15 protein-coding genes are annotated in these 17,911 nt (G+C 65.4%); 14 read left to right on the top strand and 1 reads right to left on the bottom strand.

Features of this window, described 5'->3' with window-relative positions:
• Positions 1 to 236: 236 nt before the first annotated feature.
• Entirely contained in the window at positions 237 to 1,427 is a 1,191-nt protein-coding gene (locus NLN62_RS47245) for a fumarylacetoacetate hydrolase family protein (protein WP_371260472.1), read from the bottom strand.
• A 321-nt stretch (positions 1,428 to 1,748) separates the two neighbouring features.
• Between NLN62_RS47245 and NLN62_RS47250 the strand changes: the two genes are divergently transcribed.
• The 14 genes from NLN62_RS47250 (at position 1,749) to NLN62_RS47315 (ending at position 17,910) form a co-directional block, all read left to right on the top strand.
• The gene (locus NLN62_RS47250; RefSeq protein ID WP_254113227.1) at positions 1,749 to 2,999 is read left to right on the top strand and encodes an ABC transporter substrate-binding protein; all 1,251 of its coding nucleotides are present in this window, start codon (positions 1,749 to 1,751) and stop codon (positions 2,997 to 2,999) included.
• A gap of 127 nt (positions 3,000 to 3,126) precedes the next feature.
• The gene (locus NLN62_RS47255; RefSeq protein ID WP_027521166.1) at positions 3,127 to 3,954 is read left to right on the top strand and encodes an AraC family transcriptional regulator; all 828 of its coding nucleotides are present in this window, start codon (positions 3,127 to 3,129) and stop codon (positions 3,952 to 3,954) included.
• A gap of 306 nt (positions 3,955 to 4,260) precedes the next feature.
• A complete protein-coding gene (locus NLN62_RS47260; RefSeq protein WP_027521167.1) occupies positions 4,261 to 5,271 on the top strand; it encodes a branched-chain amino acid ABC transporter permease in 1,011 nt (336 codons plus the stop codon).
• A 1-nt stretch (position 5,272) separates the two neighbouring features.
• A complete protein-coding gene (locus NLN62_RS47265; RefSeq protein ID WP_254113228.1) occupies positions 5,273 to 6,352 on the top strand; it encodes a branched-chain amino acid ABC transporter permease in 1,080 nt (359 codons plus the stop codon).
• A complete protein-coding gene (locus tag NLN62_RS47270; RefSeq protein WP_254113229.1) occupies positions 6,345 to 7,127 on the top strand; it encodes an ABC transporter ATP-binding protein in 783 nt (260 codons plus the stop codon). Before NLN62_RS47265 ends, NLN62_RS47270 begins: the two co-directional genes overlap by 8 nt.
• The gene (locus tag NLN62_RS47275) at positions 7,120 to 9,336 is read left to right on the top strand and encodes an ABC transporter permease (protein WP_254113230.1); all 2,217 of its coding nucleotides are present in this window, start codon (positions 7,120 to 7,122) and stop codon (positions 9,334 to 9,336) included. The genes NLN62_RS47270 and NLN62_RS47275 overlap by 8 nt, the downstream gene beginning before the upstream one ends.
• Positions 9,337 to 9,339: 3 nt before the next feature.
• Positions 9,340 to 10,173 carry a phosphoenolpyruvate hydrolase family protein gene (locus NLN62_RS47280; protein WP_027521171.1) on the top strand — a complete coding sequence of 278 codons (834 nt, stop codon included), beginning with the start codon at positions 9,340 to 9,342 and terminating at the stop codon, positions 10,171 to 10,173.
• 26 nt (positions 10,174 to 10,199) lie between these two features.
• A complete protein-coding gene (locus NLN62_RS47285; protein ID WP_027521172.1) occupies positions 10,200 to 13,100 on the top strand; it encodes a flotillin family protein in 2,901 nt (966 codons plus the stop codon).
• A 10-nt stretch (positions 13,101 to 13,110) separates the two neighbouring features.
• Positions 13,111 to 13,548, top strand: coding sequence for an SRPBCC family protein (locus NLN62_RS47290; RefSeq protein ID WP_027521173.1), 438 nt, complete (start codon positions 13,111 to 13,113; stop codon positions 13,546 to 13,548).
• 3 nt (positions 13,549 to 13,551) lie between these two features.
• Positions 13,552 to 13,995, top strand: a complete 444-nt coding sequence (locus tag NLN62_RS47295; protein WP_254113231.1) for an SRPBCC family protein — start codon at positions 13,552 to 13,554, stop codon at positions 13,993 to 13,995.
• 2 nt (positions 13,996 to 13,997) lie between these two features.
• Entirely contained in the window at positions 13,998 to 14,816 is an 819-nt protein-coding gene (locus tag NLN62_RS47300; RefSeq protein WP_027521175.1) for a xanthine dehydrogenase family protein subunit M, read from the top strand.
• A 5-nt stretch (positions 14,817 to 14,821) separates the two neighbouring features.
• On the top strand, positions 14,822 to 15,298 hold the full coding sequence (locus NLN62_RS47305; protein WP_027521176.1) for a (2Fe-2S)-binding protein: 477 nt from the start codon (positions 14,822 to 14,824) through the stop codon (positions 15,296 to 15,298).
• 11 nt (positions 15,299 to 15,309) lie between these two features.
• The gene (locus tag NLN62_RS47310) at positions 15,310 to 16,887 is read left to right on the top strand and encodes a xanthine dehydrogenase family protein molybdopterin-binding subunit (protein ID WP_254113232.1); all 1,578 of its coding nucleotides are present in this window, start codon (positions 15,310 to 15,312) and stop codon (positions 16,885 to 16,887) included.
• Positions 16,888 to 17,910: a xanthine dehydrogenase family protein molybdopterin-binding subunit gene (locus NLN62_RS47315; protein WP_027521178.1), complete on the top strand. Its 1,023-nt coding sequence runs from the start codon at positions 16,888 to 16,890 to the stop codon at positions 17,908 to 17,910.
• Position 17,911: the final 1 nt, after the last annotated feature.

Raw genomic sequence — 17,911 nt, forward strand, 5'->3', positions numbered from 1 at the left:
TTGGTATCATGGCACCTGCTAGACCGCCCCTCTGGGCGGCGGGAGGCACCATTTCACGGAAGTTCGGCGCTGTATAGTAATATTATTTGACTATATGACTGATCCCCGGATTTGTCGTCGACACGCGCCACGCACCCCGCGGCCCTACTTTGCATGGGGTTGTTTTCGATAGTTTTGCGGAGGCAAGGCCAGCACCGGCTTTGAACGCGGTCTACGCCGATGCTGGCACCCCAGCGTTACAGCAGCTTCCGTTGCGCCAGGTTCTTCATCAGCGCGCCGATGCCGAAGCTCCAGGGCTCGCACTCGTCGCTCGTGCGCATGCGATTGGTGAGCTTGCCGAGCTCGGGCGCAGCGATCGTGACGATGTCGTCGTGCTTGTGGGTGAAGCCCTGCCCCGGCGCATCGCGATCGTCGACCGGCGCGAACATCGTGCCGAGGAACAGCACGAAGCCGTCCGGATATTGATGCACGCTGCCAATCGTCTGCGCGACGAGATCAGTGGGATCGCGGCTGATCTTGCTGATCGAGGAATGGCCGTTGAGCACAAAACCGTCCTGCCCCTTCACATTGAGGCTGATGTCCAGCTTGCGTGCGTCATCGAGAGAGAACGTGTCGTCGAACAGCCGCAGCAGCGGGCCGATGGCGCAGGAGGCGTTGTTGTCCTTGGCCTTCGACAACAGCAGCGCCGAGCGGCCCTCGAAGTCGCGCAGGTTCACGTCATTGCCGAGCGCTCCGCCGACGATCTTGCCGCGGCTCGAGACGAACAGCACCAGTTCCGGCTCCGGATTGTTCCAGGTCGATTTCGGATGCAGTCCGGCATCCATGCCGGCGCCGACCGACGACAGCACCGGCGCCTTGGTGAAGACCTCCGCATCGGGGCCGATGCCGACTTCGAGATATTGGCTCCATGCGTTCTGCTCGATCAGCACCTGCTTCAGCCGCATAGCCCCCTCCGAGCCGGGCTTGAGCTTCGACAGATCGTCGCCAATCAGCCGCGTCACCTCTTTCCGGATCGCTTCGGCCGAGGCCGGGTTGCCCTTCGCCCGCTCCTCGATCACGCGCTCCAGCATGGAGACGGCAAAGGTCACGCCGGCGGCCTTCAGGGTTTGAAGATCGACCGGCGCGAGCAGCCAGGGTTTTTGCCGGTCGCGCTGGTCGGGCGGCGTGTTCGCCGCAATCGCCTCGAGATCGCCGATCCGCTCACCCTTGGTCTCGCTCACCGCCTTTGCCGGATCGGCCTCCTCGCACAGCGAGCTGATGGTCGGAAACCGCGCGGTGACGTCGAACACGCCATCGCTGCGCACCGCGACCACGGCAGGACCATTGACCTGCGGCAGCCAGACGCGTCCGACCAGCGTGCCGCGCGTCCCGTCCTCCGGCAAAACGTCCTTCGCCGTCAGTGTCATCCTGGCCGTTTCCGACTTCATTGTATCGGTCCTTTTCTCATTCGTTGTCACCCGCGCGTGGCACGACAGACGCGCCGCTCGCCAGCACCAAAAACACCATTTGCGGGCGCTCCGCTACTGGGCAGCGCGCGATTCAATCTCACCGCGCGCCCTCGCCTATTGCACCGCGGAACCATTTGCGACGCAACAATCAAAATGAGACTGCCCGTTAAGCCACGCATGGCTCCGACGCGTGCGCTGCATCCGAGTTCGGTTAGCCTTCATTCAAGAACCGTGAGCCTCGTGCCAACGAGCTACCGGCAAATAATGACGACAAGAATGACGACTAAAGGGAGGAGAGCAATGTTGAAAGGCAGTGTGGGACTCATCGCGCTGAGCAGCCTGTTGCTTTCGGGCGCAGCCATGGCTCAGGAGAAGATCAAGGTCGGCGTCACCGCAACCCTCGAAGGCACCTACACCGTGCTCGGCGAGGACGGCATCCGCGGCCATCAGACCGCGCTCAACGTGCTCGGCAAGAAGGTCGGCGACAAGGAACTCGAATTCATCATCGCCTCGACCGATGCAACGCCCGACTCCGCCGTGCGCGCCGTGCGCAAGCTCATCGAGCAAGACAAGGTGCAGATCCTGCTCTCGCCGCTGTCCGGCGACGAAGGCATCGCCGTGAAGAACTTCGCCAAAACCCATCCCGAGCTGACCTTCATCAACGCGGCCTCGGGCGCCCAGGAAACCACCTTTGTCGATCCCGCGCCGAACTTCTTCCGCTACAACATGGACGGCGCGCAGTGGCAGGTCGGCCTCGGCAAATACGCCTATGAGAACAAGGGCTATCGCAAGATCGCGACGGTCGGCGAGGACTACTCCTTCATCTACACGCAGGTGTTCGGGCTGGTGCTCGAATTCTGCGGCATGGGCGGACAGGTCACCAATCGGCAATGGGTACCGCTCGGCACCAAGGACTTTGCCTCGGTCATTGCCGCACTGCCCGACGATGTCGATGCGATCTATCTGGGCTTGGGCGGCGCCGACGCCGTCAACTTCCTCAACCAGTACCAGCAGGCCGGCGGCAAGGCGCATCTGATGGGCGGCTCGATCATGATCGACCAGACCATCCTGTCCTCCAAGGGCAACGCCAAGAACGCACTGATCGGCACGCTGGCGGCGAGCGGACAGGCTGACACCTGGGAGGATCCCGGCTGGCAGAAGTTCGTGAAGGATTATCAGGACGCCTTCCCGCCGAACAAGCGCTTCCCGAGCCCGTCGCTGCTCGCGACCAACTATTACGGCTCGACCATGGCGCTGATCCTTGGCCTGCGCGCCGTCAACGGCGACCTCTCCAACAACCAGGAGAAGTTCAAGGCAGCGCTCGCCAAGCTCGAGATCGACGCGCCGAACGGCAAGATCAAGCTCGACTCCAACCGCCAGGCAATCGGCACCAACTTCGTGACCGAGGTCGTCGATGACGGCAAGGGCGCGCTGTTCTCGAAGGTCGTGAAAGTGATCCCGAATGTGAACCAGACCCTCGGCTACGATCCGGCGGTGTTCGCCAAGATCGGACTGCCGAGCCGTACAGTACCGGAATGTAAGAAGTACTGACGCAATCACGTTCGCAACTGCGGCGACCGGGGAGCGATTTGCGAGGCGCGGATCTCACCGCCCTTGCAATCTCTCCCCGGTTGTTGAACGCTAACGGCAAAACAACAGAACATCGGGAGGGGATGGCATGAGCCGGGCGCTCGCCGTCTTCCACGGCCGGTTCGGTCGGGCGACGGTCTATCAGTTGAACCGCCCTTTCAACATCCACGCGCATCGCGAGGGTCATCTGATCTTCCATGTCGGCGGCATGCCGGCGTGCATCGACGTTTGCGACGGCCGCTTCCAGCTCAATGAAACTTCCGTTGTCGCCGTCAACCCCTGGGAACCGCACAATTTCCTGCCCTCCGATCTCGACGCCGGCGCGATCTTCTTCGTGCTCTACGTCAACGCCGAGTGGTTCGCGCCCGATGCGCCCGGCGCCGACCGGCTGCGTTTCGGCCGCACCCAATTCAAGCGCACGCCGGCGCTCGATAAGCACATCCGCAGGACCGCGGCGCTGGTGTGCGGCGCGCCCTCGCTCTCGAGCCTCGACTCCGAGCTCAGGCGACTGATCGACATCTGCTACGACGAAAGCTGGCAGCAGGCCGAGATCGCCCGCGATACCCGCGCGGCCGGCGCCGTTACCGATTTTCGCGTGCGCAAATGCATCAAGCTGATGTCCGAAAGTCCGGGCGCCGAGATGGAGCTCGACACCATCGCTCGTGAATCCGGCCTGTCGCGGCCGCATTTCTACCGCCTGTTCCGCACCCAGACCGGCGTGACCCCGCATCTCTATCTCAACACGCTGATCATGGAGCAGGCGCTGGAGGCGCTGGTCGCGAGCGAAGCGCCGATCGCCGATATTGGCTTCGATCTCGGCTTCTCTTCGCAGAGCGGGTTCACCCGCTTCTTCGCTGCCAATGTCGGCATGGCCCCGACCGATTATCGCCGCGCAGCCAAGGTTTTGCGCGCATAAAGCCGCGCGCGAAAAGATACTCTCGATCAAACACCCTCCTCGCCTCCTCGCTAGGATACACGGAACGCGATCCCGAAAGAGGATCGCGAACCCAGGGAGATGCACGTCCATGGCAGGGCTAGCAGCCGGTGACGGTCTGCCTGCCCCCTCTCCCCGCCTGCGGGGAGAGGGTTGGGGCGAGGGGGAGCCTCCGCGAGGTCGGTGGCGGTTGGACCCGTGGTCCCCTCCCCTCACCCCGAATTTGCGCGTTGCGCAAATTCCGACCTCTCCCCGCGAGCGGGGCGAGGTGAAGAGCGAGCGGCCATCATGACCCGCTTTGTCGAACGCCATCCCGCCTGGGCGCTGATCGTCATCATCGCGATTGCGCTCGCGCTATGGCTGATCTTCGCGGTCTGGCCGCCGGGGCTGGAAGAGGCGATCGGCCGCAAGCGGGTGTTCCTCAACGCCGTCTTCAACGGCATCACGCTCGGCGGGCTGTACTTCCTGGTCGCGAGCGGCTTCACGCTGATCTTCGGCCTGATGCGCAACGTCAATCTCGCGCACGGCTCGCTCTATCTGTTCGGCGGCTATGTCGGCTACGCCATCAGCGCCTCGACCGGCTCGTGGATTCTGAGCTTCATCATCGCCTTCATCCTGACAGCGCTGGTCGGCATCCTGCTCCAGGTCATCGTCTTCCGCCGCATGGAGGGCCAGGACCTGCGCCAGACCATGGTGACGATCGGGCTCTCGATCGTGTTTGCCGACCTGATGCTGTGGGCCGCCGGCGGCGACTTCTACCAGATCCCGACCCCGAGCTGGCTGATCGGCCCCATCGAGCTGCCGCTGATCACGGCGCTCAAATCCTCAGGTGAGCCGGTCTATCTGCGCTATCCGCTGGTGCGGCTCGTGATCTTCGCGGCGTCCGTGGTGATCGGGATCGCGATGTGGCTGGCGCTCAACCGCACGCGGATCGGCATGATCATCCGCGCCGGGGTCGATGACCGCGACATCCTCGCCGCGACCGGCGTACGCATCCAGGTCGTGTTCGTACTGGTGTTTGCGCTGGGCGCCGGACTCGCCGGCATTGCCGGCGTCGTCGGCGGCACGTTTCAATCGCTCTCGCCGGGCGAGGACATCCGCTTCCTGCTCGCCTCGCTCGTGGTCGTGATCGTCGGCGGCATGGGCTCAATCCCGGGCGCCGCCCTCGGCGCCCTGATCATCGGCCTCGCCGAGCAGCTCGGCTCGGTCTACATCCCGACCTATGCGATCGTCGTGACCTTCCTGATCATGGTGCTGGTGCTGGCACTCCGGCCGCAAGGCCTGCTCGCGAGGCGCTGACATGTCGCTCACCCACGACGCACGCGTTCCCGTTCGCACCGCCTCCGGCGTGCAGCGGCCCGCGTTGCGTGGCTGGCCGGAGATCGACAATCCCGCCGCCTGGATCGTCGCGATCGTCCTTTTGATCATGCCGCTGATCGCCAACGGCTTCTTCCTGATCGAGATCTTTGCGACCACGCTGATCCTCGGCACCATCGCGCTGAGCCTGATGTTCCTCGCTGGCTATGGCGGCATGGTCAGCCTGATGCAGCTCACCGTGGCGGGCTTTGCCGCCTACATGGTCGCGGTGTTCGGCACCAGCGACAACGCCAATATCAGCCTGGGCTGGCCGTGGTGGCTTGCGGTCCCCATGGCGCTCGCGCTCGCCACCGCGTTCGGCTCGCTCGGCGGCGCGCTCGCGGTGCGGACCGAGGGCATCTACACCATCATGATCACGCTCGCGATCGGCGCGGCGTTCTACTACTTCACCAACCAGAACTGGGCGATCTTCAACGGCCACACCGGCATCAACAACGTCGGCACGCCGCGCTTCTGGGGCGTCAACTGGCGCGCCGATATTCCCTTCTATTACATCGTGCTCGGCGTCGCCGCGCTCTGCTACTTCGCGGTCGAATACATCTCGCGGGCGCCGTTCGGTCTGGCCCTGCAAGGCGTGCGCGACAATCCGCGCCGCATGGCGACGCTCGGCTTCAACGTCAATGCCCATCGCGTCGCGGCTTACGCCTTCGCATCCTTCGTCGCGGCGCTGGCCGGCGTGTTGCAGGTCTGGAACTACCGGCAGATATCTCCCGGCTCGGTCAGCGTCGGCGCCTGCATCGACATTCTCATCATTGCGATCGTCGGCGGCATCACGCGGCCGATCGGCCCTTACATCGGTGCGCTGATCTTCGTGCTGCTGCGCACCTTCGCGCTCGACTTCCTGGTCAAGATCGGGCTCGACGGCAACCGTTTCCGGCTGCTGATCGGGCTGGGCTTCCTCGCCATCGTGTTCTGGTCGTCGGATGGCGTCATCGGCCTGTGGCAGCGCTGGCGCCAGCGACTGAGCTCGCCTCGCTCAAGCGGAGGTCGAGGTCGTGGATAGCGTCGCCCATCGCCTCTCCGCCGTCGGCGCCGGCGCAGCGCTCGAGCTGCGCGGCGTGACGCGGCTGTTCGGCGCGCTCGCCGCGCTGACCGACGTCACCATCACCGTGCGGCCCGGCGAGCGGCGCGCGGTGCTCGGCTCCAATGGCGCCGGCAAGACCACGCTGTTCAACTGCATCACCGGCGACTTCCCGCCCTCCTCCGGCACCATCCGTTTCTTCGGCGAGGACATCACGCACTTCCCACCCTATGAGCGTATCCGCCGCGGCCTGCGCCGGACCTACCAGATCTCCGCCCTGTTCCCCGGCCTCACCGTTCAGGACAACGTCTACCTTGCCTGCCGCGGCGTCTCACGCGGGCGTTTCTCGTTGCTGCGACCGAGCCAGAATGATGCGCTGACGCATGCGGCCGACAATCTCGTGCAGGCCGTGCATCTGACGAATGTCAGGGATCAGCGTGTCGCCGAGCTCGCACATGGCCAGCAGCGCCAGCTCGAGATCGCGCTGGCGCTCGCCGGCGCCCCGCGCTTCGTGCTGTTCGACGAGCCGGCCGCAGGTCTTTCGCCCGCCGAGCGGCAGGAGCTGATCGAGATCCTGACCTCGCTGCCATCGCATATCGGCTACATCATCATCGAGCACGACATGGATGTCGCGCTGCGCGTCGTGGAGAGCGTCACGATGATGCACAACGGGCGCATCTTCAAGGAAGGCCTGCCGCAGGAGATCCAGTCAGACCCCGAGGTCCAGGAGCTTTATCTCGGAGGCGGCCATGAATGAGGTCCGCCGCACCGGCCCCGCGCTCGAGGTCAAAGGCCTCGACGTCTACTACGGCCATTCGCACGCGCTGCAAGGCGTCGACCTGGCACTCGATGCGGGCGTGTTCTCCGTTGTGGGACGCAACGGCATGGGCAAGACCACGCTGTGCAAGGCGATCATGGGGCTTGTGCCCGTGAGCAGCGGCTCGATCCGCATTCGGGGCGAAGACATCACGAGGCGGCCACCGGCGCATATCGCGCGGCTTGGCGTCGGCTATGTGCCGCAGGGACGCCGCCTCTGGAGGTCACTCAGCGTCGACGAGCATTTGCAGCTTGCTGGCGGCATCCGCACTGGTGCCTGGACCGTCGAACGGATCTACGACACGTTTCCGCGGCTCGCCGAGCGCAAGGATCATGGCGGCGGCCAGCTCTCCGGCGGCGAGCAGCAGATGCTCGCGATCTCTCGCGCGCTGCTGACCAATCCACAGCTCCTGATCATGGACGAACCGACCGAAGGCCTTGCGCCCGTCATCGTCGGCCAGGTGGAGGACATGCTGCTGCGGCTCGGCGAGGACGGCGACATGTCCGTGCTCGTGATCGAGCAGAACATCGGCGTTGCCACCGCGATCTCGCGCAACGTCGCGATCATGGTCAACGGCCGGATCAATCGCATCATCGATTCGGTTCGCCTTGCCGCCGACCGCGATTTGCAACAGCGTCTGCTTGGCGTTGGGATTCATGCCGAGCTTACGCCGGACATCGATGTTCCAGCGACCGGTTCTGATGGAAAAGCTGCACCGCAGCCCACGCGTCCGAGCGGTCCGATCCGCATCTACATCTCCAACCCGACCCTGCCGACGCGCTGGTCGCAGCCGGTGCCGATCGCCCGCATCGAGGCCGCAGCGCGCACACTCTCCACTCAGATCGCGCGGCTCGACGAAACCGCGCGGCGCAAGCGCGAGCCGGTCGCGGCGCAAACCTCCGGCCCGCCCGTCGTGCTGGTCGTCGGCACGCTCGACACCAAGGGCACGGAACTGCGCTTCATCCGAGACATCATCGCGGAAAGCGGCCTGCGCACGCGCCTCGTCGACGTCTCCACCAGCGGCAGGCACACGAGCTGCGACGTCTCCGCGCAGGAGATCGCGCTGAACCACGGCCGCGGCGGATTGGCCGTGTTTGGCCCCGACCGCGGTGTCGCCGTGACAGCGATGGCCGATGCATTCGCCAACTGGCTGCGCCGCCAGGGCAACGTCGCCGGCGTCATCTCGGCCGGCGGCTCGGGTGCGGCCTCGCTCGTTGCACCGGGCATGCGGGCCCTCCCCGTCGGCGTGCCGAAGCTGATCATCTCCTCGGTCGCCTCCGGCGACGTCGGCCCCTATGTCGGGCCGGTTGACATCACCATGATGTATTCGGTCACCGACGTGCAGGGCCTCAACTCGATCTCGCGCGCCGTGCTGGCCAACGGCGCCAACGCGCTTGCCGGCATGGTCAAGGCACGTCTCGACCAGCGCGAGGCGAAGGAGCGCGCCGCGAGCGCAAGCCAGCCCGCGATCGGCATCACCATGTTCGGCGTCACCACGCCGGCGGTGCAGAAGATCGCGGCCGACCTGCGCGATGATTTCGAATGCCTTGTCTTCCACGCCACCGGCGTCGGCGGACGCTCGATGGAGAAGCTGGTCGAGTCAGGCCAGCTCGCCGGCGTCATCGATCTCACGACGACGGAAGTCTGCGATCTCCTGATGGGCGGCGTATTTCCGGCGACCGAGGATCGCTTCGGCGCGATCATCCGCAGCCGCGTCCCCTATCTCGGCTCCGTGGGTGCACTCGACATGGTCAATTTCGGCGCGCCCGACACCATCCCGGAGCGCTATCGCGGTCGCAAATTCCACGTCCACAATCCGCAGGTCACATTGATGCGGACCACCGTGGAGGAGAACGAGCGCATGGGGCGGTGGGTCGGCGAGCGGCTCAACCAGATGGACGGGCCGGTGCGCTTCTTCCTCCCTGAGGGGGGCGTCTCCGCGCTCGATGCGCAGGGACGACCGTTCTGGGATCCCGAGGCCGATGCCGCGCTGTTCCGTGCACTCGAGCGCACGGTGCGGCAGACGAGCAATCGCCAGCTCTTCCGCGTCAAGAACAACATCAACGATCCCGAGTTCGCCTCCACGATTGTCAGTGCGTTCAAGACCCTGTTCGGACGCACCGGGGCGCGCCGGAGAATGGCGAGGTGACCGATGGCCAGGTTTGAACGGGCTGCACTGCTGAAGCGATTTCGCGAGATGGCAAAGCGCGGCGAGCCGATCGTCGGCGGCGGGGCCGGCACGGGTCTCTCCGCCAAGTGCGAAGAGGCCGGCGGTGTCGACCTCATCGTCATTTACAATTCCGGCCGCTATCGCATGGCCGGTCGCGGGTCGCTTGCGGGCCTGATGGCCTACGGCGATGCCAACGCCATCGTGCTGGAAATGGCGAGCGAAGTCCTGCCCGTGGTCAGCAAGACACCGGTGCTCGCCGGCGTCAACGGCACCGATCCGTTCCGCGACATGGACGTCTTCCTCGACCAGTTGAAGGCTCTCGGCTTCGCCGGCGTACAGAACTTTCCGACGGTCGGGCTGATCGACGGGATCTTCCGCGCCAATCTGGAGGAGACCGGCATGTCCTACGCGCTGGAAATAGACATGATTGCGAAGGCGCGCGAGAAGGACATGCTGACGACGCCTTACGTCTTCAGCGAGAAGGAAGCCGCCGCGATGGCGATCGCCGGCGCCGACATCATCGTCTGTCACCTCGGGCTCACGACCGGCGGCACGATTGGCGCGCAGACCGCGCCGAAGCTTGCCGATTGCCCGGCGCATATCGACACCTGGGCCTCAGCCGCGCTCAGCGTCAACCCCGACATTCTGGTGCTCGCCCATGGCGGTCCGATCGCGGATCCCGCGGACGCCGATTTCATCATGAGGAACACCCGCTATTGCCACGGCTTCTACGGAGCCTCCTCGATGGAGCGCCTGCCCGTGGAGCGGGCAATGACGGACCAGGTACGCAAATTCAAGGCGATCGGCGCGCGCTAACGCCGAAACGTTCGAGGGAGGGAAAGATGTCGGGGATTCTAGTCGGTGAATTGATCCTCTGGCTGATCGTCGCGATCGTCGTGATCGTGGTTGGCGTCTACATCGTGAACTGGCTGTACCATCGCTCGTCAAAGGAGGTCTCGTTCGTCCGGACCGGCTTCCTCGGCGAACGCGTGGTGATCAACGGCGGCGCTTTCGTGCTGCCTTTCATCCACGACTACACGCCGGTCAACATGAACGTGCTGCCGATGGGCATCATACGTTCCAGGCAGGACGCCGTGATCACCCGTGACCGCATGCGCGTCGACATCGAGGCGGACTTTTACGTCCGCGTGCAGCCGACCCGCGAAGCCGTCTCGATTGCGGCCGCTACCCTCGGCCGCCGCACCATGGAGCCGGAGCAGCTCCACGCCCTGCTGGCCGGCAAGTTCATCTCCGCGATCCGTTCGGTTGCTTCCGAGATGACCATGGAGGAGATGCACGAGCGGCGCGGCGACTACGTCGCACGCGTCAAGACCAATGCAGCCGAAGCCCTCGCCCAGAACGGCCTCGAACTCGAGTCGGTCGCGATCACCGATCTCGACCAGACTGACCTCGAATTCTTCAATCCCTCGAACCGCTTCGACGCCGAAGGCTTGACGAGGCTGATGGAGGACATCGAGGCCAAGCGCAAGCTGCGCAACGACATCGAGCAGGACTCGATGATCAAGATCCGCTCCCGCAACCTGGAGGCCGAGCGGCAGGCGCTCGAGATCGAGCGCGAAAGCGAGACCGCGCGCCTCGAGCAGGAACGCGACATCGAGATGCGCCGCGCGCTTCAGCGCACCGAGGTCGCCCGCGAGCGCGCACTGCGCGAGACCGAGGCCGAGCAGGCGCAGATTTCTGCGCGCGAAGCCATCGAGAAGGCCCGCATTGCCAACGATCAGGCCATTGCCGAGGCCCGTATCGCCTCCGAGCGCGAGACCCGCCAGAAGGAGATCGAGCGGACCCGGACCATCGAAGAGAAGGAGCTGCTCGCCCGCGAGGAGGTCGAGAAGACCCGGATCGCCAACCAGCGCTCGATCGATACGACGCGTATCGCATCCGAACGCGAGGTCCGCCAGCGCGAGATCGAACGGATGCGCACCGTCGAGGAAGCCGAGCTCGCCGCACGCGAAGCGATCGAGAAGGCCCGCATCCAGCAGGATCGGGTGGTGACCGACGCCCGCATCGCCAACGAGGAAGAGACAAGGCGCCGCGAGATCGAGCGTACCCGCGCCGTCGATGAGGCCGAAATCGCGGCACGCGAGGCCACTGAAAAGGCCCGCATCGCCCAGACCATGATCGTCAATGTCGAGCGCATTTCCTCCGACGAACGCACCCGCGCGTTGGAAATCCAGCAGGTGCGTACCATCCAGGAGGCCGAGATCGAGGCTCAGCGCGCGGTCGAAGCCGCCCGCATTGCCCGCGAACGGACGCTCGCGGCAGAGCGTATCGCCGCCGAGCAGAACACGCGGCAATTGGAAATCGATCGCAACCAGACCTTGGATATCGCCGGCGTCACGGCACGCGAAGCGACGGAGGCGGCGCGCATCGCCCAGGAGGAGCGCGTCCGCTCGCTGGAGATCGCCCGCAACCGCGCTGTCGAGGAAGCCGACATCGCCTCCCGCGAGGCGATCGAGGCCGCGCGTATCGCGCAGGAGAAAACGGTTGCCGCCGAGCGCATCCAGGCCGAGCGTGAGACCCGCGCGCTCGAAATCGAGCGGACCGGCATCTTGGAGGCGGCCGAGCTGAAGCGGCGCGACGCCATCGAGCGCCAGCGCATCGGCGTCGACCTTGCACTCGAAGCCGAGCGGATCAACTCCTCCAAGAAGCGCGAGGTGCTCAATATCGAGCAGAAGAAGGCGGTCGAGATCGCGGACGAGGACCGCGTCATCGCGCTATCGACCAAGAAGTCCGAGCGCATCGATGCCGACCGCCAGGTCAGGCAGGCCGAGATCGTCGCGCGCAAGGAGGTCGAAACCACGGACGTCTCGCGCGAACAGGCGCTGGAAGCCGCGCGTATCGAGCGGCGTCGCGCGATCGAGCAGCTCGAGGTCGCGCGCGTGCAATCTTTGCAGGAAGCCGAGATCGCCTCCCGCGAGGAAGTCGAGCGTGCTCGCATCGCCTCCGACCGTGGTCTGGACGAAGCCCGCATCGGCCGCGAGCGCGAGCTGCGCAAGCTCGAAGTCAATCGCGAGAAAGAAGTCGAGACCGTCCTGATGGAGAAGGCAATCGCCATCCATCAGAAGTCTCTGGAAGAGTCCGCCGCGCGCGCCGCCGCCGAGGAAGCGCGCATGCGCGCGACCGAAGCCGCCGAGCGTGTTGTCACAGCCCGCGAGAGCGAGATCGCCAAGCGCCGTAAGACGGTCGAGGTGCTGCTCGCCGAGAAGCAGGCCGAGGAGACGCGCATTGCCGCCGAAGCCGAGCGTGTTCGCGCGGCCGTCGAAGCCGAGGCGCAGCGGATGCTGAACGAGGCCGAGAATGTGCTGACCGATCAGGCGCGCTACTCGTTGTTCCGCAGAAAGCTGCTCGACCGCATCGAGGGCATCGTGCGCGAGAGCGTCAAGCCGATGGAGAAGATCGAGGGCATCCGCATTCTCCAGGTCGACGGCCTCAACGGCGCCGGCCATGGCGGTGGCAATGGTGGCCGCAGCGCCACCGACGAGGTGATCGACTCGGCGCTGCGCTACCGCGTCCAGGCACCGCTGATCGACTCCATCCTGTCCGACATCGGCGTCGAAGGCGGCAGCCTCGCCAAGATGCCGGGCCTGATCCGCGAGGCCCGCGACATGCAGGGCATCAAGGATTCGACACGCAAAGGCGGCGGCGACAAGCCGGCCGCCTCGCCTACGCCTTCCGCCGAGGGCGAACCGCCGGTCGGGCGCGGCCCGCGCAAGAAGAGTTGAGGTCTAGATCATGGCCCGCGTCTACGTCTCAACCGTCGTCAATGCACGCAACGACCGCGTTTGGGCGCGGGTGCGCGACTTCAATGGCATGCCAAACTGGCATCCGGCAATCGCCGAGAGCCGCATCGAGGGCGGCGAGCCCTCCGACAAGATCGGCTGCGTCAGGGATTTCCGCCTGCGCAACGGCGACCGCATCCGCGAGAAGCTACTCGGCCTCTCCGACTACGACATGTTCTGCACTTATTCGATCCTGGAATCCCCCATGGGCGTCGAGAACTATGTCGCGACGCTGCGGCTCACGCCGGTCACCGACGGCGACCAGACCTTCATGGAGTGGACCGCCGAATTCGACTGCGCTCCGGAGCGGGAAAGCGAGCTCGTCAACAATATCGGCGGTGGCGTGTTCCAGGGCGGGTTCGATGCCCTGAAGCGCGTGTTTGGAGGTTGAGCCGTGCCCCACATCGTCAAGAGCACGATCCTGGACGCGCCGACCGACGCGGCATGGGCCGTGCTGCGGGATTTCAATGGCCATGACCACTGGCACCCGGCGGTCGCGACCTCCTCGATCGAGCGCGCGCACCCCTCCGACAAGATCGGCTGCATCAGGCGATTCAAGCTGCAGGACGGCTCGGAGCTGCGCGAGCAGTTGCTGGCGCTCTCAGATCTCGAACAGACTTTTAGTTACTGCCTGCTCGATACTCCCATTCCCATGTTCAACTACGTAGCCCATGTACGCCTGCTGCCGGTCACCGATGGCGACCGCACGTTCTGGCACTGGGAATCGCGCTTCACGACGAAGCCCGAGGACGCAGCCCGCATCACCCACATGGTCGCCGAAGACATTTACCAGGCCGGCTTCGAGGCCATCCGCCGGCATCTGAAGGAGGCCGCGTAATCATGTCTGTGACGGTGAAGACCTTTACGAGCTCCAGCGAAGCGGCCGCGGCCCTGTCGTCGGACCGTAGCGCGCGCTACCTTGGCGGCGGCACGCTCGTGATGCGCGCATTGAACGAAGGCGATATCTCGATCTCGACCGTCGTCCGCGCCAATGATCAGGCATTGTCCCGGATCGACGCATCCGGCCCGCGCATCACGCTCGGCGCGGGCGTGACCTTTGCGAGGATCCTGGCGGAGCGCGATCTCGCCTTCCTGCACGCCCCTGCCCGCTCGATCGGCGGGCCTGCGGTTCGCAACATGGGGACGGTCGGCGGCAATCTGTTCGCACCCAGTCCATACGGCGACTTCACGGTCGCCCTGCTTGCGCTCGATGCCACTGTCGCCGTGCAAGGCGGTTTTGGCGCACGCGATATCCCGATCGAAGAATTCCTGCAATCGCGCGAACGGCAGGCTGGCACGCTGGTGCTGTCCGTGTCATGCACCCGGCCGGCGAGCGCTGACGCATTCCGCTATCGCAAGGTCGCCCGTATCAAGCCCAAGGGCGGTTCCGTCATCACGCTCGCGGCGCATCTGCCGATCAGCGGTGGCCGAATTGCCGGCGCCAGAATCGCGCTCGGCTCGATGGCACCGACGCAGATCCGCGCGCGCGCCGCCGAACGCGCACTGGAGGGCCGTTCGCTCGACGCCCCCTCGATCGCAGCTGCAGCGTCCGCCGCGAGCGAGGGGACATCGCCATCCGACAATGCACTCGGCAGCGCCTGGTATCGCCGCGAGATCGTCGGCGTGCATCTGCGTCGCCTTCTCTCGGGTCAGGAATAGACGTCATGTCCAAGACCCCGCTGCAATTTCGTCACAACGGCCGCGACGTCGCTATCTTCGTCGATGGCGGCACCAATCTGCTGGTCGCGCTGCGCGAGCTGATCGGCGACATGACACCGAAATTCGGTTGCGGCCAGGGCGGTTGCGGCACCTGCAGCGTGCTGGTTGACGGCGAGCTTCATCTCTCCTGCCTGACGCTGGCGGAGACCGTCGCCGGCCGTTCCGTCGAGACGCTCGACAGCTTGAAGCAAGGTCCAAACCTGCATCCGCTGCAACGCGCTTTCGCCGACAATTTCGCGGCCCAGTGCGGCTATTGCACGCCGGGCATGCTGATGGCCGCAAAGGCCCTGCTCGACCGTAATCCGCAGCCGAGCCGCGCCGAGATCGTGGAAGCCATCTCCGGCAACATCTGCCGCTGCACCGGCTACGAGCCGATCATCAACGCGATCCTCGCCGCCTCGGGTGGCCGGGCCAGCGCCTGAGGACATTTGCCATGCTGGAATTGCGCAAGGACATCTTCGCCGACGAGCGCGACGACAATCTCAAGGAGATCGGCAAGGGCACGCAGCGCCAGGACATGCTCGGCCACGTCACGGGCACCTCGACCTATTTCGGCGATCACAAATTGCAGGGCATGCTGCATCTGAAGGTCGTCCGCTCGAGCCATGCCCACGCGCGGCTGCGCCGCATCGATACGAGCGACGCGGAGCGTTCGCAGGGCGTACGCCGGGTCATCCGCGGCGCCGACGTGCCGCGCAATCTCAATACGCTGCTCAGCCTGATCAATTTCGGCAAGGACGACGAGCCGTCGCTTGCGGTCGACAAGGTCCGTTACAACGGCGAGCCAATCGTCGCCATCGTCGCGGATAGCGAGCGCGAGGCCTTCGAGGCCATCGCAAAAGTGCGCATCGACTACGAGCCGCTACCGACCGTGTTCGACGTCGAGGACGCGCTGAAGCCCGGTGCGCCCGTGGTCAACGAGACCTATCCGAAGAACACTTTCACCTATCACGACGTCTATGATCATCAGAAGCTCCGCTTCGGCGATGCGGACGCGGCGCTCGCGACAGCCGATCACGTGCTGGAGCAGCGCTACCAGATGTCGCCGATCGAGCATGCGCCGACCGAGACCAACGGCGCGATCGCGGCGCCCGACACCAACGGCCGCTACGTCGTCTATACCTCGACCCAAGCGCTGTTCTTTTCGGTCGATACCTGCGCGAAGATTTTGGACGTGCCCTCCAACACCTTCCACTTCATCGGCGGCACCGTCGGCGGCGGCTTTGGCGGCAAGGTGGATACGTTGACCGAACCGCTCGCCATCCTCGGCGCGATGCTGACCGGGCGTCCCGTGCGCTACGTGTTCGGGCGCGAGGAGGAGATGCAATATGGCCCGCCGCGCGGCGCCGAGCGCATTTACATCAAGGATGGCGTGATGCGCGACGGCCGTATCGTCGCGCGAAAAATCCGCGCCTATTTCGACAGCGGCGCCTATACGCGGCTCTCCAGCTACGCCGCCGTGAAATGCGCCGCGCACCTTCCGGGCCCATACACTATCCCGAACGTATATGGCGACGTCTACTGCATCTTCACCAACCGCACGCCGGCGACAGCGATGCGCGGCTTCGGCGTCACCGCGATGGACTTTGCCATCGAATGCCAGATGGACAAGCTGGCGCATCTCGTCGGCATGGACCCTATGGAGTTCCGCATCCTCAACGCCTATCGCGACGGCGATATGAAGGCGCATCGACGCGAGGCGAAGAATACGGCGCTGATCGAATGTGTGCAGGTCGCAGCCGAAAAGGCCAAATGGCCGATCCGCGAGGAGTTCAGGCGAGCGTCCTCGCGCAAGGACGGCGGCGGCAGCCGCGCAGCCATTCCGCCGACGCCGACAGAATCACGCGCGCGGCCGGCCGCACCGACGCAGCAGCGCACGACCTATGACCGGCTTCCGCCCACGGTGACCCGCGAGCCGCCGCCGACACCGCCGCCGCCCTCGCCGCGGCCCGCAGCACCCTCGCACGGAGCAACCCGTTTCTCCTCCGTCTTCGGCACCAGGAGGCGCTAGATGACCAGGCATCGCGGACGCGGCATGGCGTCGATCAACTATCCCATCGGGATGAATCTCGGCGGCGATCCGAGCCAGGCCCTGGTTCATTCCAATCCCAGCGGCAAGTTCACGGTCGCGCTGTCCTCGATCGATCTCGGCCAGGGCATGAAATCCGTGACCCGCCAGATTTGTGCGGAGACGCTCGGCGTCCCGGTCGAGGACGTCTATGTCGACACGGCGGACTCCGACACCGGCCCGCATTGCATGGGCTCGTTCGCCTCGCGCGGCACTCATCGCGTCGGCAACGCCGTGATGGCCGCGGCGCGCGAGGCCCGCGGGGTAATGATGGAGGCCGCCGCCGAGGAGCTCGAGGTCAACGCCGCCGATCTCGAGACCGACGGGCGCGGCAATATCCACGTCAAGGGCGCGCCACACCGCTCGATCTCGACCAAGGACGTCGCCATCGCCGCGCAGTTCAAGCAGGGCAAGACCATCTCCGGCCGCGGCATTTTCCTGGTGCCGCTTTCCGACGTGGACCCTGAAACTGGCGAGATGTCGCCGGCAACCTGCTATGCGCATGCCTGCCTCGTCGCCGAGGTCGAGGTCGACGACGAGACCGGCGAGGTCGCCATGGTGCGCATGGATTCGGCCTATGAACTCGGCCGCGCGCTCAACCCGCGGCTTGTCGAGCAGCAGCTTGTCGGCGGCGCCTGGATGGGTGTCAGCCACGCGCTCTACGAGACGCCGGAACCTTATTATCCGGACCCGGTGCACGGGCCGCGGGATTTCGTCGAATATCTGATGCCCGGGCCAGGTGATATTTGCCCACACGACATCGCCGTACTGGAGCGCCCGGCTCCCGACGGCCCGTTCGGCGCCAAGGGTCCCGGCGAGATGTGCGCCAATCCGGTGCTGCCGGCCGTTGCGAACGCGATCTTCAATGCCGTCGGGGTGCGCATCGACGATCTGCCGATCACGCCCGAAAAAGTGCTGCGCGCGATCAAGGCCCAGGGCGGCGCGCGGCCGCAGGCGCGGCGCTGAG

Origin of the sequence: Bradyrhizobium sp. CCGUVB23, from assembly GCF_024199885.1 — a bacterium.
Lineage (GTDB): Bacteria > Pseudomonadota > Alphaproteobacteria > Rhizobiales > Xanthobacteraceae > Bradyrhizobium.

Excerpts from the sequence above, each read along its gene's own strand:
- NLN62_RS47245 (WP_371260472.1), bottom strand. The coding sequence starts at position 1,427 with ATGAAGTCGGAAACGGCCAGGATGACACTGACGGCGAAGGACGTTTTG.
- NLN62_RS47250 (WP_254113227.1), top strand. The coding sequence starts at position 1,749 with ATGTTGAAAGGCAGTGTGGGACTCATCGCGCTGAGCAGCCTGTTGCTT.
- NLN62_RS47255 (WP_027521166.1), top strand. The coding sequence starts at position 3,127 with ATGAGCCGGGCGCTCGCCGTCTTCCACGGCCGGTTCGGTCGGGCGACG.
- NLN62_RS47260 (WP_027521167.1), top strand. The coding sequence starts at position 4,261 with ATGACCCGCTTTGTCGAACGCCATCCCGCCTGGGCGCTGATCGTCATC.
- NLN62_RS47265 (WP_254113228.1), top strand. The coding sequence starts at position 5,273 with ATGTCGCTCACCCACGACGCACGCGTTCCCGTTCGCACCGCCTCCGGC.
- NLN62_RS47275 (WP_254113230.1), top strand. The coding sequence starts at position 7,120 with ATGAATGAGGTCCGCCGCACCGGCCCCGCGCTCGAGGTCAAAGGCCTC.
- NLN62_RS47280 (WP_027521171.1), top strand. The coding sequence starts at position 9,340 with ATGGCCAGGTTTGAACGGGCTGCACTGCTGAAGCGATTTCGCGAGATG.
- NLN62_RS47285 (WP_027521172.1), top strand. The coding sequence starts at position 10,200 with ATGTCGGGGATTCTAGTCGGTGAATTGATCCTCTGGCTGATCGTCGCG.
- NLN62_RS47290 (WP_027521173.1), top strand. The coding sequence starts at position 13,111 with ATGGCCCGCGTCTACGTCTCAACCGTCGTCAATGCACGCAACGACCGC.
- NLN62_RS47300 (WP_027521175.1), top strand. The coding sequence starts at position 13,998 with ATGTCTGTGACGGTGAAGACCTTTACGAGCTCCAGCGAAGCGGCCGCG.
- NLN62_RS47305 (WP_027521176.1), top strand. The coding sequence starts at position 14,822 with ATGTCCAAGACCCCGCTGCAATTTCGTCACAACGGCCGCGACGTCGCT.
- NLN62_RS47310 (WP_254113232.1), top strand. The coding sequence starts at position 15,310 with ATGCTGGAATTGCGCAAGGACATCTTCGCCGACGAGCGCGACGACAAT.
- NLN62_RS47315 (WP_027521178.1), top strand. The coding sequence starts at position 16,888 with ATGACCAGGCATCGCGGACGCGGCATGGCGTCGATCAACTATCCCATC.